General features: G+C 71.7%; 10 protein-coding genes and 3 pseudogenes. 5 read left to right on the forward strand and 8 right to left on the reverse strand.

The window, feature by feature from the left end; translation table 11 throughout:
• Positions 1-29: 29 nt before the first annotated feature.
• Positions 30-956, forward strand: coding sequence for a DUF3027 domain-containing protein (locus tag DIZ27_RS17390; protein ID WP_109379325.1), 927 nt, complete (start codon positions 30-32; stop codon positions 954-956).
• Between the two features lie 19 nt (positions 957-975).
• On the opposite strand, the pseudogene DIZ27_RS17395 reads toward DIZ27_RS17390, so the two are convergent.
• The 4 genes and pseudogenes from DIZ27_RS17395 to DIZ27_RS17410 all read right to left on the reverse strand — a co-directional run.
• Positions 976-1,623 (reverse strand): annotated as a pseudogene (locus DIZ27_RS17395) (histidine phosphatase family protein); the annotation flags it as partial.
• Positions 1,624-1,724: 101 nt separating this feature from the next.
• Positions 1,725-2,153 carry a DUF4440 domain-containing protein gene (locus DIZ27_RS17400; protein ID WP_109379326.1) on the reverse strand — a complete coding sequence of 143 codons (429 nt, stop codon included), beginning with the start codon at positions 2,151-2,153 and terminating at the stop codon, positions 1,725-1,727.
• Between the two features lie 211 nt (positions 2,154-2,364).
• Positions 2,365-2,702: pseudogene (locus DIZ27_RS17405) on the reverse strand (hypothetical protein); the annotation flags it as partial.
• Positions 2,703-2,704: 2 nt separating this feature from the next.
• Positions 2,705-2,962, reverse strand: coding sequence for a hypothetical protein (locus DIZ27_RS17410; RefSeq protein ID WP_109379327.1), 258 nt, complete (start codon positions 2,960-2,962; stop codon positions 2,705-2,707).
• A gap of 27 nt (positions 2,963-2,989) precedes the next feature.
• On the opposite strand from DIZ27_RS17410, the pseudogene DIZ27_RS17415 reads away from it, so the two are divergent.
• Both DIZ27_RS17415 and DIZ27_RS17420 read left to right on the forward strand, forming a co-directional pair.
• A pseudogene (locus DIZ27_RS17415) lies at positions 2,990-3,415 on the forward strand (DUF5753 domain-containing protein); the annotation flags it as partial.
• Positions 3,412-3,621, forward strand: a complete 210-nt coding sequence (locus DIZ27_RS17420) for a DUF397 domain-containing protein (RefSeq protein WP_109379328.1) — start codon at positions 3,412-3,414, stop codon at positions 3,619-3,621. The pseudogene DIZ27_RS17415 and the gene DIZ27_RS17420, both read left to right, overlap by 4 nt.
• Positions 3,622-3,748: 127 nt before the next feature.
• On the opposite strand, the gene DIZ27_RS17425 is transcribed toward DIZ27_RS17420, so the two are convergent.
• Entirely contained in the window at positions 3,749-4,372 is a 624-nt protein-coding gene (locus tag DIZ27_RS17425) for a M23 family metallopeptidase (RefSeq protein WP_109379329.1), read from the reverse strand.
• Between the two features lie 756 nt (positions 4,373-5,128).
• Here DIZ27_RS17425 and DIZ27_RS17430 point away from each other — a divergent pair.
• The gene (locus tag DIZ27_RS17430) at positions 5,129-8,269 is read left to right on the forward strand and encodes a sacsin N-terminal ATP-binding-like domain-containing protein (protein WP_109379330.1); all 3,141 of its coding nucleotides are present in this window, start codon (positions 5,129-5,131) and stop codon (positions 8,267-8,269) included.
• A gap of 71 nt (positions 8,270-8,340) precedes the next feature.
• On the opposite strand, the gene nhaA is transcribed toward DIZ27_RS17430, so the two are convergent.
• A complete protein-coding gene (gene nhaA / locus DIZ27_RS17435; RefSeq protein ID WP_109379331.1) occupies positions 8,341-10,236 on the reverse strand; it encodes a Na+/H+ antiporter NhaA in 1,896 nt (631 codons plus the stop codon).
• Between the two features lie 328 nt (positions 10,237-10,564).
• Here nhaA and DIZ27_RS17440 point away from each other — a divergent pair, with 328 nt between their 5' ends.
• Positions 10,565-11,440, forward strand: a complete 876-nt coding sequence (locus tag DIZ27_RS17440) for a hypothetical protein (protein ID WP_109379332.1) — start codon at positions 10,565-10,567, stop codon at positions 11,438-11,440.
• A 146-nt stretch (positions 11,441-11,586) separates the two neighbouring features.
• Here the strand turns inward: DIZ27_RS17440 and DIZ27_RS17445 are convergent, their stop codons facing one another.
• Positions 11,587-13,995, reverse strand: a complete 2,409-nt coding sequence (locus DIZ27_RS17445; protein WP_109379333.1) for an HAD-IC family P-type ATPase — start codon at positions 13,993-13,995, stop codon at positions 11,587-11,589.
• Positions 13,996-14,113: 118 nt separating this feature from the next.
• Positions 14,114-14,512, reverse strand: coding sequence for a DUF2530 domain-containing protein (locus DIZ27_RS17450; protein ID WP_258308418.1), 399 nt, complete (start codon positions 14,510-14,512; stop codon positions 14,114-14,116).
• Between the last annotated feature and the right edge of the window lie 33 nt (positions 14,513-14,545).

The following is a 14,545-nucleotide window of genomic DNA, read 5'->3' on the forward strand; positions in this document are numbered from 1 at the left end:
TGAGACGGCGTAGGAGAGAAGCGATACCTGTGAAGGCAGCGACAAGGCGAAGCCGCACCCCCGACCGGCTGTGCGCCGAGGCCGTCGACCTCGCCCGCGCAGCAGCCGAGGAGGCCGCCGCGCCCGGGGTCGTCGGCGAACACGAAGGAATGCTCTCCGAGGGCGACCGGGTCGTCACCCACTACTTCGCGTGCGGTGAGCTCGGCTACCGCGGCTGGCGCTGGGCCGTCACCGTCGCCCGCGCCTCCCGCGCCAAGATCGTCACGGTGGACGAGGCGGTCCTGCTGCCCGGCCCCGACGCGATCCTCGCGCCGGAGTGGGTGCCGTGGAGCGAGCGGCTGCGTCCCGGCGACATGGGCCCCGGCGATCTGCTGCCCACCGACGCCGAGGACCTGCGGCTGGAGCCCGGCTTCTCCGGTGAGGACGCGCCACCGCCGAACTCGCCGGTCTCCGGGGAGTTCGCCGAACTGGCGGAGGCCGAGGACGCGGACGTCACCGAGGGCACCCCGGCGCACCAGGCGACCGCCCCGGCCCGCGGTTCGATCGCGGCGGTCGCCGAGGAACTCGGCATGCGGCGCGCCCGGGTCCTGTCCCGCTACGGTCTGCACACCGCCGCCGACCGCTGGGAGGAGGCCTTCGGCGCCAAGACCCCGATGGCGCAGGCGGCCCCCGCGTCCTGTGTGTCCTGCGGCTTCCTCACCCCGATCGGCGGATCGCTCGGCCAGGCCTTCGGCGTGTGCGCCAACGAGTTCTCCCCGGCCGACGGCCGCGTCGTCTCCCTGTCCTACGGCTGCGGCGGCCACTCGGAGGCCGCGGTCATGCCCAGGCCGCCCCAGCCCGCCCCGCCCCGGATCGACGAGACCCGTGTCGACCCGTTCCCGCTGCGCCCGGCGCCGGACTCCGGCTCGGTCCCGGCGACGGAGGACGCGTCCTCGGCGGACCTGGGGCATTCCTAGACCCCCCGGTGCGGGACCCCGCCTCACCGGCGGGCCCGGCGTCCTCGGGGGCACCGGCCTCGGGTCCGAGGGGGCGGCCTTCCCGGTGCAGCGCCCGCCAGCCCCGGTCGGGGGGGCCGGAGAGGACGACGACACCGGTGTTCCGCAGCTGGTGCTCGGCCGCGTACGACACGCCGACGTTCTCCGCCCGGGCGGCCACCCGCATGCGGATCGCGGCGCTGTGGCTGACCATCGCCACCGTCGCCGCCCCCGGTCCCGGCGACCTCCTCGACGACGGCGTCGAAGCGCCTGAGGGCCTCCACGCCGTTCTCCCCTCCCGGCGTGCGCAGCTCGGTGCTCTCCGCCGACCGGGCGAGGGCGGTGCTGAGGTACGTCCGGGCGGCCTCGTCGTTGCCGCGCATTTCCAGATCCCCGGCGGACACCTCCCGGATCCCGTCCCGGACCCGGACCTCCAGCCCCTCGCGGCGGCCAGTGGCGCGGCGGTGAGCTGGGTGCGCACCAGCGTCGACGAGTGGAGGACGTCGATCTCCTCCTCCGCCGGCGCCTCCGGCAGGGCGGCCGCCTGCTGCTCCCCCGAGGGGGTCAGCCCGGGGCCCGGCTCCGCGGTGTCCAGGAGGTGCTTGAGGTTGGAGGGGGTCTGGCCGTGGCGGATGAGCAGCAGACGCATGTAAGGGTCTACCTCCCGGACAGCTGATGACGTCCCCCCGCTCTGCCACTCGACGGCGCCCTCCACGGCGGCGGGTGGTTCCCGGCCGGCGCCGGCCGGGCCTACAGGTTGTCCCCCCAGCCGCTCTGGAGCATGGTCTGGAACGCCCACCTCCCGTCCCGCCTGATCAGGACGTCGGCGTACCGGAGCCGCTGGGAGTGGCCTTCCGCCGTCATGGTCGAGTCCGTGAAGATCACGGCCATCGAGGGGGACAGGAACACCGGGGTCCGGGTGGACTCGAAGGTGATGTCCTGGCTGCCGTCCCCCATCACCTGGGTCATGGTCGCGACGAACCGCTCCCGGTCCCACTGCGCCGACCGGCCGTCGCCCGCGGAGTCGTCGCTGACGAGGTTCAGTGGGAACACCGCCAGGTCCGCCATCCGCTCGACGTCGCGCCGACCGCTCGCCGCGTCGTACTCCGCGAACCAGGCGTCCAGACTCGCGCGGTCCTCGGGGGTCGGGGTGTATCCGGTGTCGGGGAGGAAGGGCATATGGGCTCCTTCGGGAGGGGGCGGGATCGAGGCTGCCGACTGGACAAGTTTGACTAGCTGGCCACGAGGGGAAACGTATACCTCTCCGGTGGTCTAGTAAAACTTGACGAGAGATCTCTTCGTGCATGATCTGGAACACGCAGGCAGGTGAGGTTTCCTCTCCCGGGCGTCCGGCCGCCACTCCGGCAGGCCGGACGTCCGGGGAGCCCGGTCACTCGTCCTCGAAGATCTCTTCGGCTTTCGGTGCGGTGACGGCGCGGGTGAGCCAGTGGCGGAGGAGTTCGGGGTCGGTGCAGTCCGTGACCCGCCTGCGGACGTCGTCGGAGACGTCGAGGCCGCGCCGCCGAGGACGAGCAGGATGTCCTCGGCGGCGCATCGCGCCTCCCCCTCCGCACGGCCTTCGTCGCGGATCTCTTCAGAGATGTAGGACTTGTAGAAGGAGAGGTCCACGGCCACCAGGTTCCTCCAGAGGTGCTTGGCCGGGCGGTTGCCCAGACCCTGTGCGGTGGATTCGATGAAGGGACTCGCGATGTCTTCGAGTGCGTCCCGATTCAGAAGCCCAGATAGGTGATCTGGACGACGTAGACGCGCTCGCTGCGTAGGACGACCTGGTACCTGAACATTCCGCCGGGAACGGTGATGTCTTCGCCCTTCGGGTCGCTCCCGACATGCGCGCGGCCGTGCAGGTACTGTGCCTCGGCTGCTCTGGCCAGTTCGGCGGCCTTGCGTTCCACTTCGGCGAGGAAGGCGGTCGGTGCGGTGCGAGCGGCTTCCTCGGCGCTGAAGACGTACTCCCAGGCCCAGCTCAAGCATGTACGGCCTTCATGGCCTCGTCCTCACCGGATGATGTGGACCGCATGGTGGCCGCTCGCATGGAGCGGCAATCCGTCTTCGAGCGAGACCCGGCACCCGCGATCCATTTCGTGCTGGAAGAGGCACCGCTGCGGCGCGAGATCGGGGGCACAGTGGTGTGGAACCGACAGCTCGAACGACTGTTGAAGCTAGGTCGGTTGTGGAACGTCACGCTTCAGGTGATGCCGACCAAGAGTGACGCCCACCCGGGACTGGACGGCAGGATCGAACTGCTGAAGTTCGCAGACGGTACAGCCGTAGGGCGTGGCGATGGCACGTTCAATGGACGCCCTGTCTCGGATCCCCGGCAGTTCCGGATTCTCGAGCTGCAGTTCAGCGCCATCCGGGCACAGGTTCTCACCCCCCGGGAGTCACTGGCCTTCCTCGAGCAGCTTCTGGGAGAAAAATGATCCGCAAGATCAACGCCAGGGACGCCTCCGAACCGACATGGTTCAAGAGCAGCTACAGCAGCGGCACCAATGGTGAGTCCTGCGTCGAACTCGCCCTCACCCCCAGCACCGTCCACGTCCGCGACTCCAAGGACGTCACGGGCCCCCGCCTCGCCTTCGCCCCGGACGCGTGGGCGCGCTTCGTGCCGTACGCGTCCGAGGGCTGAGCGCACCGCCCGGCCCGCCCGGGCCCGGTCCGGGGCGTGCCCGAGGCCCCGGTGGCGGGTGCCATCGGGGCCTCGGGCGTGCGTGCGGGTGCGGCTCCCCGGGCGGGGTGTCGGCGGCCCGGGGGCGTCAGCGGTTGGCGCGCAGGAACTGGGCCGGGTCGATCGCCGAGCCGTAGTTCGGGGTGGTGCGGATCTCGAAGTGCAGGTGAGGACCGCTGGAGTTGCCGGTGTTGCCGGACAGGGCGATCTGCTGGCCGGTCTCGACGGCCTGGCCGACCTGGACGTTGACCGACGACAGGTGGGCGTACTGGGAGTACATGCCGTTGCCGTGCTTGATCACGACGGCGTTGCCGTACGCGGAACCGTCACCGGCGCCGTTGCCGCCGGCCTTGACGACGGTGCCGCTGTTGGTGGCGTGGACCGGGGTGCCGGTCGGCACGGCGTAGTCCTGGCCGCTGTGCTTGGAGGCCCACATGCCGCCGCTCTGGGCGAAGCTCGCGGAGAGCTTGTAGTTCTTCACCGGGTCCACCCAGGACGCCTGCTTCGCGGCCGAGACCTGGACGACCTGGGTCTGCGTGGCCTTGGCCTGCGTCTGGACAGCGGTGGCGGCGCCGGTCGCGGCCGGGGCATCGGCGGCGACCGCGACCCCGGCTCCCAGCACGACCGAGGCGCCCAGGCCGGCGGTCAGCACGGCCGCACGGGTGCGGGTCAGGGACGTACGGGAGGAACGGGACGTGGCGCGCTGGAACATCGAAGACCTCATGGGGGGAGGGGCAGAGGGAAACCACCGGCGGAGCGGGTCCGTGCCGCGGTGGCCATTCCTTGGTAGCCCGATCCGGGCAAAAGCCGCAAAGGTGTGACCTACGACGGAACGCCGTAGGTCAGGCGTGAGACGTACGTCTCTTGACGAAGGGTGCCGACTAGGCGGAAGCCCCTATTTCAATCCGATCCGTCAGGTATTAGGAGTAAATGTCCGCTTTGGTTTTCGGTGTTTTCCCCCTATTTCGCTTAGTACCAGTCAGGTGGCTTGTGTGGCTTGTCACGGCGAGGCTGGTTCGGGCGTTCCGCGCATGTGACGCGCGTCTCCGGCCGCCCCTCGCCCGGGAGCGCGTGCTTCGCCCAGGCGGTCACCCCGGGCCCGGCTCCGGAACCCCGCCCTCCCGTCCGCCCGGGCCTCCAGGACGCCCGCGCTCACCCGCCCAGGACCTCCAGCGAGACCCGCGGCGCGGTGAGCATGGCGACGTACAGGGACTCCAGCGGCACGGCCACGATCATTTCGGCGGAACGGCGGAACGGCGGAACGGCGGAACGGCGGAACGGCGGAACCCGCCCGCCGCCCGGCCGGAGGAACGGCCGCGTTCCGCCCCGTACGCGACCGGCACCGGCGTCCCGTGCCCGGCCCGCGCCGGGACTGCGCCGGGACCGCCCTCCTCGCCGGGATGCCGCGGAGGGGTACCTTCGGTCTCACGCCGATGTGGGCGGATGAGGGCCGATGAGGAGAGTCAACGTGAGCAAGTTCGTGCGGCCCGCCGTCGAGGGCACTGACCCGTTCGGGACGGCGCGGCTGCGGCGTGGGGTGCTGGACGCCTGGGCCGCCAGTCCCGCCCGGTTCCGTGAGGACGCCAACGCTGAGGAGGATCTCGTCCTCGGCGGGTACCGGGACCGTCTCGTCGTCGAGCTGGCGCAGAACGCCGCCGACGCCGCCGCCCGCGCGGGGGTGCCGGGGCGGCTCCGGCTCACGCTGCGCGACGGGGTGCTCGTCGCCGCCAACACCGGTGCTCCGCTGGACGCGGACGGCGTCGAGTCACTGTCCACCCTGCGGGCGTCCGCGAAGCGGGACGAGCCCGCCGGGGCCGTGGGCCGGTTCGGTGTCGGGTTCGCCGCCGTCCTCGCCGTCACCGACGAGCCCGCCCTCGTCGGCCGGCAGGGCGGGGTGCGGTGGTCGCTGGCCGAGGCCCGGGAGCTCGCCGGTGACAGCGCGGGGCACAGCGCCGGGCTCGGTGACGAGATCCGCCGCCGCGACGGGCACGTGCCGCTGCTGCGCCTGCCCTTCGCCGCCGAGGGCACCGCCCCCGACCCGTACGACACCGCCGTCATCCTGCCGCTGCGCGACACGGCCGCCGCCGACCTGGCCGAGCGGCTGCTGCACGCGGTCGACGACGCCCTGCTGCTCGCCCTGCCCGGCCTGGAGGAGGTCGTCGTGGAGATCGGCGACGCCGAGCCCCGTACCGTGCGTCGCGCCACCGACGGCCCCTTCACCGTCGTCGCGGACTCACGCGACGGCACCACCCGCTGGCGCACCTCCGCCGCGCACGGGCCGCTCACCCCGGACCTGCTCGCCGACCGTCCCGTCGAGGAGCGGCTGCGGCCCCACTGGTCGGTCACCTGGGCCGTCCCCGTCGACCCCGACGGCAGTCCCGCCCGGCCCCGCACCAGCCCCGTCGTGCACGCCCCCACCCCCAGCGACGAGCCGCTCGGCGTCCCCGCCCTGCTCATCGCCTCCTTCCCGCTGGACTCCACCCGCCGGCACGCCGCCCCCGGCCCGCTCACCGACTTCCTGGTGGAGCGCGCGGCCGACGCCTACGCCGGTCTCCTCGCGGAGTGGCATCCGGTGACCGCCGGGATCATCGACCTCGTGCCCGGCCCGTTCGGCAAGGGCGAACTGGACGGCGCCCTGCGCCGGGCGGTCCTCGGGCGGCTGCCCCGCACCTCCTTCCTGCCCCCCGCCGTCCCGCCGCGCGAGCAGGACGACGACTCCGGTCTGCCCGAGTCCCTGCGGCCCCGGGACGCCGAGATCGTCGAGGGCGCCGGGACCGACACCGTGCGGGTGCTCGCCGAGGTGCTGCCCACCCTGCTGCCCGCCGGGCTCGAGCGGCGGACGGAACTGCGCACCCTGGGTGTGGCCCGGGTCCCGCTGGCCGACGCGATCGACCGGCTCGCCGGGCTGGAGAAGGCGCCCGACTGGTGGCGGCGGCTGTACGAGAGCCTTGCCGGGGTCGACCCGGACCGGCTCTCCGGGTTGCCCGTGCCGCTCGCCGACCGGCGTACCACCATCGGCCCCCGGCAGGTGCTGCTGCCCGGCGCGGAGGCCGCCCGGATCGACCCCGAGGTGCTGGCCCGGCTCGGCCTCAAGGTCGCCCATCCGGACGCCGCGCACCCCCTGCTGGAGAAGCTCGGCGCCCTCCCGGCCACCCCGCGCGCGGTGCTCACCACCCCGCAGGTGCGGGCCGCCGTCGCCGCCTCCCTCGACGACGAGGGCGGCATCACCGCCATGGGCTGGGAGGAGGAGGCGCCCGACGCCGAGGAACTCGCCGACACCGTGCTCGGCCTGGTGCGCGACGCCGGTCTCGAACCCGGTGACGAGCCCTGGCTGGGCGCCCTCGCCCTGCCCGACGAGGACGGCGAACTCTCCCCGGCCTGCGAACTGGTCTTCCCCGGCGGCCCCTTCGCCCGCGTCATGCGCGAAGGCGAACTCGCCTCCGTGGAAACCGAGTTGGCGCAGAAGTGGGGCGAGGTCCCGCTGGCCGCCTGCGGCGTGCTGGTCGACTTCGCCCTCGTCCGCGCCACCGATGTCGTCCTCGATCCGGACGAACTCGAGCCGCGAGAAGGGGACTTCACCGAACCCGACGACGCGGGCCTGCTCGACGCCGTGGACGTGTGGAGCGAGGACATCCTCGACCGCTTCCCCGACAGCCCGGTGCCGCCGGTCGCCACCGAGATCGTCGCCGTGCGCGACCTCGACCTCGTCGACGACGACCAGTGGCCCCGGGCCCTCGCCCTGCTCGCCCGCCCGCCGCTGCGCGACGCGCTCACCCAGCCGGTGCGCGTCCTGCTGCCCGACGGCACCCACGAGGTCGTCCGCCCGTACACCGCCTGGTGGCTGCGCGGGCACCCGGTGCTCGGCGGCCGCCGCCCGGCCGGTCTGCGCGCCGCGGGGAGCGACCCGCTGCTGCGCGGCCTGTACGACGAGGCCGACGCCACCGGCTTCGAGGACGAACAGGTGCTGCGGGCACTCGGCGTGCGCACCTCCGTGTCCGCGCTGCTCGACGAACCGGGCGGCGCGGCCGAACTCCTCGACCGCCTCGCCGACCCCGACCGTGTGGTCACCGCCGCCCAGCTGCACGCCCTCTACGGGGCGCTGGCCGACCTGGAGCCGGAACAGGTGACCCTGCCGGATGAGCTGCGCGTGGTGGTCGACGGCCGGGTCGAGGTGGTGGACGCCGCCGACGCGGTGGTCGTCGACTCGCCCGACCTGCTGCCGTTCACCGCGGGGGTGGCCCTGCTGCCCGTCCGCCCCTCGCGGGCGGCCGAGCTGGCCGAACTGTTCCAGGTGCGGCGGCTGAGCGAGTCCGTCACCGGGGAGGTCGGCTCCCAGGGCACCGAGTACGACGTGCCGGAGTCCGTGCGGGTACTGCTCGGGTCGCGCACCCCGGCCACGTACGTCGAGCACGAGGAGCTCGTCGTGGACGGCGTGGAGATCGACTGGCGCCTGACCGGCGACGGCGTGCTGCACGCCGCCACCCTGGAGGGCGTCGCCGCCGGACTGGCCTGGGCGGCCGGTGAGTGGCCGCGCCGCTTCGAGGTCGCGGCCCTGCTGGAGGACCCGTCCAGGACGGAGGAACTGGCGCGGGACCGCTGGTTCGACTGAACGCGTGAGGGGTGGGCCGGGGTCGCCCCCGGCCCACCCCTCACGGGCGGACCTTTCGCTCGCTTCTGCTTCTACTTCTGCTCGGTGGGCGCCTGGGCGCCGGACTCCTGCGCGTACGCCTCGAGCTCGCGGGCGAGCGTCGCCGCGTCGTACGGGCCGGTGTGCCGGCGGTTGCCGATGAAGAACGTCGGGACCCCGCGGGCGCCGCTGGCCTCGGCGCTGGCGGCGTCCGCCCGTACCCGGTCGGCCGTCTTCTCGTCGTCGAGGTCGCGGAGGAACTTCTCGACGTCGAGTCCGAGGTCGGCGGCGTAGCCGGCGCTGTCCTCGTACTCGAGCTCGTCCTGGTGCTTGTAGAGCAGGTCGTGCATCTCCCAGAAGCGGCCCTGCAGACCGGCGGCCGTCGCCGCCCGTGCGGCGAGCTCGGCGTGCGGGTGCACGTCGGGCAGGGGAAGGTGCCGGAAGACGTAGCGGAACTGGTCACCGAAACGTTGCCGCAGTTCCTGGGTGACGCCGGTGGCGCGGGCGCAGAAGGGGCACTCGAAGTCGCCGTACTCCACCAGCGTGAGGGGCGCTTCGGGGGGCCCGAGGATGTGGTCCGTCTCCGGGTCGACCGGACGGTCCAGATAACGGGGCAGGTCCGCGTCGGTCTCCCCGCGCAGGACCGCGGCCAGATGGAACACGAGCCAGCCCCCGAGGGTGGAGAACAGGGCCGCCAGCAGGACACCGACGGTCGCTTCGGCACGGATCACCGGGTCGTGGAAGGCGAGCCCGACGATCAGCAGGGACACGGTGAAGCCGATCCCGGACAGGATGCCGCCGCCCAGGACATGGCCCTGCCCCACCCCGGTCGGGAGCTTCCCGAGGCCGGTCCGGGTGCCGAGGTAGGCGCCGCCCCAGATGCCGACCAGCTTTCCGACGACGAGACCCGTGACCACCGCCCAGGTGACGAAGGAGGTCAGGGCATTGGTCAGGACGCCGTTGCGCAGGTCGACACCGGCGTTGGCCAGCGCGAACACAGGGACGATGACGTAGCTGGACCAGGGGTGGAGCACCGTCTGGAGCCGCTCGTTGACGGAGACGGCCTGCTGGAGCCCCCTGCGTGCCGTCTTGCCGACGTCCGCGAGGGGGGACTGACGGAAGGCGCGGAAGAGCCGTGCGGCCTGCTCCACTCCCTCGCGCGAAGGGTTCCGGGCGGGGATCAGGAGGCCGCCGAGCATGCCGGCGATGGAGGCGTGCAGGCCGGCCTGGAGGGTGGCGAGCCACATCACGAGGACGATCAGGACGTACGGGGCCGCCTGCCAGACGCCGAAGCGGGTCAGCGCGGACAGCACCACGCCCAGGAGGAGGGCGACGATCAGCTCCGGCACATTGATACTGCCGGAGTAGACCACGCCGATCACGGTGACGGCCACGATGTCGTCGATGACGGTGATGGCCAGCAGGAAGACGCGCAGCTGCGTGACGAACCGCGGGCCCACGATGGCGAGCGCGCCCAGCATGAACGCCGTGTCGGTGCCGATGACCACGCCCCAGCCCGTGGCGGCCTCGCCCCCGGGCGCGATCGCCAGGTACAGCAGGACGGGCACGAGCATGCCGCCGATCCCGGCGAGGAGCGGGATCATGAGCCGGCTGCGGCTGTTCAGCTCCCCGACGGAGACCTCGTAACGGACCTCCAGGCCGATGATGAAGAAGAACAGGGCCATCAGCCCGTCGTTGACCCAGTGCCCCAGGTCCATCGACAGCTCGGCCTTGCCGAGGGAGAGGGACATGTCGGTGGCCCAGAGCGACGTGTACGAGTCCGACCAGGGCGAGTTCGCCCAGATCAGGGCCACCGCGACGGCTATCAGGAGCAGACCGGCGCTGCCGGCCTCGGTCTCCATGAAGGAACGCACGCGGGTGGAGAGCTGCCCACCCAGTGAGCGGCGCTTCGCCCGGGACTGCGTGTCCGGAGTCTTCGTCGCGCTCATCACGGAATCACAGTACTCGTCCGCATGGTGGACAAGGCCTGGGAATGGTGCTGACAGGGGTTGTCGCGGACGGGTGTGATCATGCGGGACCCTCCTTCGGGTTCTTCAGATACTTCTGGCCTTTCGGGCTCTGCGTGCGGCGCGCGGCGGCCGGGACCTTGATCTTCAAGAATCGCACACAAGTTTTCGATTGCTCGTACAACCATTCACCGGTGTCATGTATCTGATCAGCTGAGTCAACAGACTCCAAGGTCACTCGGGCCCCGGAAGTGACGACGAGCCGTTGGGAACGACGACCATCGGGGCCCCTTCTCCACCTGGGGAATGCATGCGTATTCGAGCCACCGTCGTCGCCGCGGTCTCCGGCGCCCTGGCCCTGTCCGCCCTCGCCGCCCCGGCCGCGCAGGCCGACGGCCCCTCGTTCCGTGAGAAGGCCGCCTCCGCGTTCGCGTCCGCGCACGGAGCGTCCGCCCGCTCCACGTTCAGCACCGCCGCCGTCATCGATGACCTCGATGTCTCCTTCTCGAACTTCAAGATCGCCACGGCGGTCAAGGTCGGTACGACGAACAAGGTCTCCACCACGGTGACCTACAAGATCACGCACGGCGCCGACGTGGACATCAAGTCCGAGGACTTCGACACCGGCCCCTACCTCTACAAGGGCTCTTTCGAAGCCCCGGTCAACCTCCTGTTCGGCGACTACGCGGCGAACTGCACCGCGACCTCGTCGACCACCGCCAACTGCACGGGCAAGATCGACATCTACCCGGCCTACGGAGAGCTGATCAACTCCGACGCCGGTACCTGGAAGGGCGGCGCCCTGGCCCTGAACTACGAGACGGAGCAGTACGCCGACAAGGGCGCCCTCGGCACCATCAAGGTCCAGCGCTACTCCAAGCTGACCGTCAACGCCTCTCCCGAGCCGGTCAAGAAGGGCAAGACCATCACGGTCACCGGCAAGCTGACCCGCGCCAACTGGGAGACCAACAAGTACGCCGGTTACACGAACCAGTCGGTGAAGCTGCAGTTCCGCAAGAAGAACTCCAGCACCTACACCACCGTCAAGACCATCAAGACCAACTCGACGGGCAACCTGAAGACCACGGTCAAGGCCTCCGTCGACGGCTACTACCGCTACAACTTCGAGGGCACCACGACCACCCCGGCCGTCAAGGCCGCCGGTGACTTCGTCGACGTGAAGTAGGCCCTACCAGGGCTGGTCACGCGGTTCCCCGCGCCCCTGCAAGGGGCGCGGGGCCGTGTCGACATGCGGCTCCGCCGCGCGGGCGCGACCAGCCCCCACCGGCCCGCAGGGAAACCGACGGCCGATGTTCCCTGCCAGGCCGAGCGCTAAGCGGAAACGCGGTCCACCCGTCTCCACAGGAGTTCCAGGACGGCCGCCGCCACCACCGCGATGCCGACCGCGATCCACGGCATCGTCATCCCCACCAGCCTCAGCGCGAAGAACTCCTGCAGCCGCGGCACGACCAGCACCAGCAGGAACCCCGCGGCCATCGTCGCCACCAGCCCGATCCGCCACCAGGTGTAGGGCCGGGCGATGATCGCCAGCACCCACAGCGAGATCAGGAACAGCGTCAGCGTCGCCGCGCTCGTCTCCGCCTCCAACGCCCCCTCACCGCTGTAGTGGTGGCGGGCGAGCAGATACGTGGCGAACGTCGCCAGCGCGGCCAGCACCCCGCCCGGGACCGCGTACCGCATGACCCGCCGTACGAAGTTCGGCCGGGCCCGCTCCTTGTTGGGGGCGAGGGCCAGGAAGAACGCCGGGACGCCGATGGTGAGCGTGGACAGCAGGGTCAGATGGCGCGGCAGGAACGGGTACTCCACCTGCCAGCACACCACCAGCACCGCCAGCAGCACCGAGTAGACGGTCTTCACCAGGAACAGCGTCGCGACCCGGGTGATGTTGCCGATCACCCGCCGCCCCTCGGCCACCACCGACGGCAGGGTGGCGAAACTGTTGTCGAGCAGCACGATCTGCGCGACCGCCCGCGTGGCCTCAGAACCGGAGCCCATCGCCACCCCGATGTCGGCGTCCTTCAGCGCCAGCACGTCGTTCACCCCGTCGCCGGTCATGGCGACCGTGTGCCCGCGAGACTGGAGCGCGCCCACCATGTCCCGCTTCTGCTGCGGGGCGACCCGCCCGAACACCGTGCCCCGGTCCAGCGCCTCGGCCATCTCGTCCCGCTCGGCGGGCAGCCGGCGCGCGTCGACCGTCGTACCGCTCAGCCCGAGCTTGGCCGCGACCGCGCCGACCGACACGGCGTTGTCGCCGGAGATCACCTTGGCGCGGACGTTCTGCTCGGAGAAGTACCGCAGGGTGTCGGCCGCGTCCGGCCGCAGCCGCTGCTCCAGCACCACCAGCGCGGCCGGGCGGACCCCCTTGGCCGCGTCCGGGTCGTCCACGTCCACGTCGCGCTCGGCGCGGGCGAGCAGCAGCACCCGCAGCCCCTGCTCGTTCAGCCGCGTGGTCCGGGCGAGGGCCGGGTCGTCGGCGTCCAGCAGCACGTCGGGCGCCCCGAGCAGCCAGGTGACGGGCGGTTGCCCGGCGCCCTCGGCGCCCTCGTCGAAGGTGGCGCCGCTGTACTTGCGGGCCGAGGAGAACGGCAGGGTGTCGGTGCAGCGCCAGTCCCCGGTGTCCGGGTAGGCGTCGACGATCGCCCGGAGGGACGCGTTCGGCCGCGGATCGGACGCGCCGAGGGCCCCCAGCACCTTCCGTACGTACGTCTCGTCGCTGCCGTCGAGCAGCCGCAGTCCGGTGACGTCCATGCCGCCCTCGGTGAGGGTGCCGGTCTTGTCCAGGCAGACCGTGTCGACGCGGGCCAGTCCCTCGATGGCGGGCAGTTCCTGCACCAGGCACTGCTTGCGCCCCAGCCGGACGACCCCGATGGCGAAGGCCACCGAGGTGAGCAGCACCAGCCCCTCGGGCACCATCGGCACGATCCCGCCGACCGTGCGGGCGATGGAGTTGCTCAGCTCGTTGTGATTCACGACCAGCTGGCTGATGATCAGCCCGGCCGCGGTCGGGATCATCATCCACGTCACGTACTTGAGGATCGTGGAGATGCCCGAGCGCAGCTCGGAGTGGACCAGCGTGAACCGGGACGCCTCCTCGGCGAGCTGCGCCGCGTACGCCTCGCGTCCCACCCTGGTCGCCTGGAAGGCACCGCCGCCCGCGACCACGAAACTTCCGGACATGAGCCGGTCCCCGGGCTGTTTGACCACGGGATCGGCCTCGCCGGTGAGCAGCGACTCGTCGATCTCCAGCGCGTCCGCCTCGGCGCACACCCCGTCGACGACGACCTTGTCGCCCGGCCCGATCTCGATCAGGTCGTCCAGCACGATCTCGGACGTGCCGATCTCCGTCGCCGTCCCGTCCCGGCGCACCGTGGGCCGCACCTCGCCGATCAGCGCCAGTGAGTCCAGGGTCTTCTTCGCCCGCCACTCCTGGACGATGCCGATCCCGGTGTTGGCGAGGATCACGAAGCCGAAGAGGCTGTCCTGGATGGGTGCGACGGTCAGCATGATCACCCAGAGGACGCCGATGATCGCGTTGAACCGGGTGAAGACGTTCGCGCGGACGATCTCGATCATGGACCGGCTGCTGCGCGCGGGCACGTCGTTGACCTGCCCGCGGGCGACCCGCTCCGCCACCTCCGCGGCGGTCAGGCCGGTCACCGGCGAGGTGACGGTGCCGGGCTGCGTGGCCCCTGTCCGGGGGTCCGCGTCGAGAGGCGTCATGCAGCCGACGGTACGTGCGGTTTCACGGCTTCACCCACCGGATACGAGGAAGATCCGACCAGGGGAGGAGAGTCGCGGGGCGGCCGTAGTTCCGTGGTCGTACAGGAGCGGTGAAGAGTCAGTCGGCCGACGACGGGGAGGGGGTGCCGGAGGAGGCGCCCGAGGGACCGCCGGCCGGTTCCGTCTCCACCGACTCCGCTGTCTCCACCGACTGTGCCGACTCCGTGCCCCGCGCGGCCGCCGCGGCCTGCTCGCGCTTGATCGCGGCGTCGCGCCGGCGGACGTACCAGATGCCGATGAACCCGAGCCCGCCGCCGGCCAGGCAGGTCCACAGCCACCAGGTGTGGCCGTGGTCGTCGAACCAGCCGTAGAAGGGCAGCTGCACCAGGAAGAGGGCGAACCAGATGATCGTGCCGCCGACGATGGTGGCGACCACGGGGCCCTCCAGGGGCTCCGGCGCCTCGTGCTTGGGGGTCCCCGTGAACCAGCGAGAGAGACCCGAGAAGAAAGCGGCCATGCGGACAGCTTACGAGGGCGGGCGGGGGTGAGG

Origin of the sequence: Streptomyces sp. NWU339, from assembly GCF_003143855.1 — a bacterium.
Classification (GTDB): domain Bacteria; phylum Actinomycetota; class Actinomycetes; order Streptomycetales; family Streptomycetaceae; genus Streptomyces.

Bases quoted from the DNA above. Each gene is read 5' to 3' on its own strand.
- DIZ27_RS17400 (WP_109379326.1), bottom strand. From the start codon at position 2,153: ATGCCCTTCCTCCCCGACACCGGATACACCCCGACCCCCGAGGACCGC.
- DIZ27_RS17420 (WP_109379328.1), top strand. From the start codon at position 3,412: ATGATCCGCAAGATCAACGCCAGGGACGCCTCCGAACCGACATGGTTC.
- DIZ27_RS17425 (WP_109379329.1), bottom strand. From the start codon at position 4,372: ATGTTCCAGCGCGCCACGTCCCGTTCCTCCCGTACGTCCCTGACCCGC.
- nhaA (WP_109379331.1), bottom strand. From the start codon at position 10,236: ATGAGCGCGACGAAGACTCCGGACACGCAGTCCCGGGCGAAGCGCCGC.
- DIZ27_RS17440 (WP_109379332.1), top strand. From the start codon at position 10,565: ATGCGTATTCGAGCCACCGTCGTCGCCGCGGTCTCCGGCGCCCTGGCC.
- DIZ27_RS17445 (WP_109379333.1), bottom strand. From the start codon at position 13,995: ATGACGCCTCTCGACGCGGACCCCCGGACAGGGGCCACGCAGCCCGGC.
- DIZ27_RS17450 (WP_258308418.1), bottom strand. From the start codon at position 14,512: ATGGCCGCTTTCTTCTCGGGTCTCTCTCGCTGGTTCACGGGGACCCCC.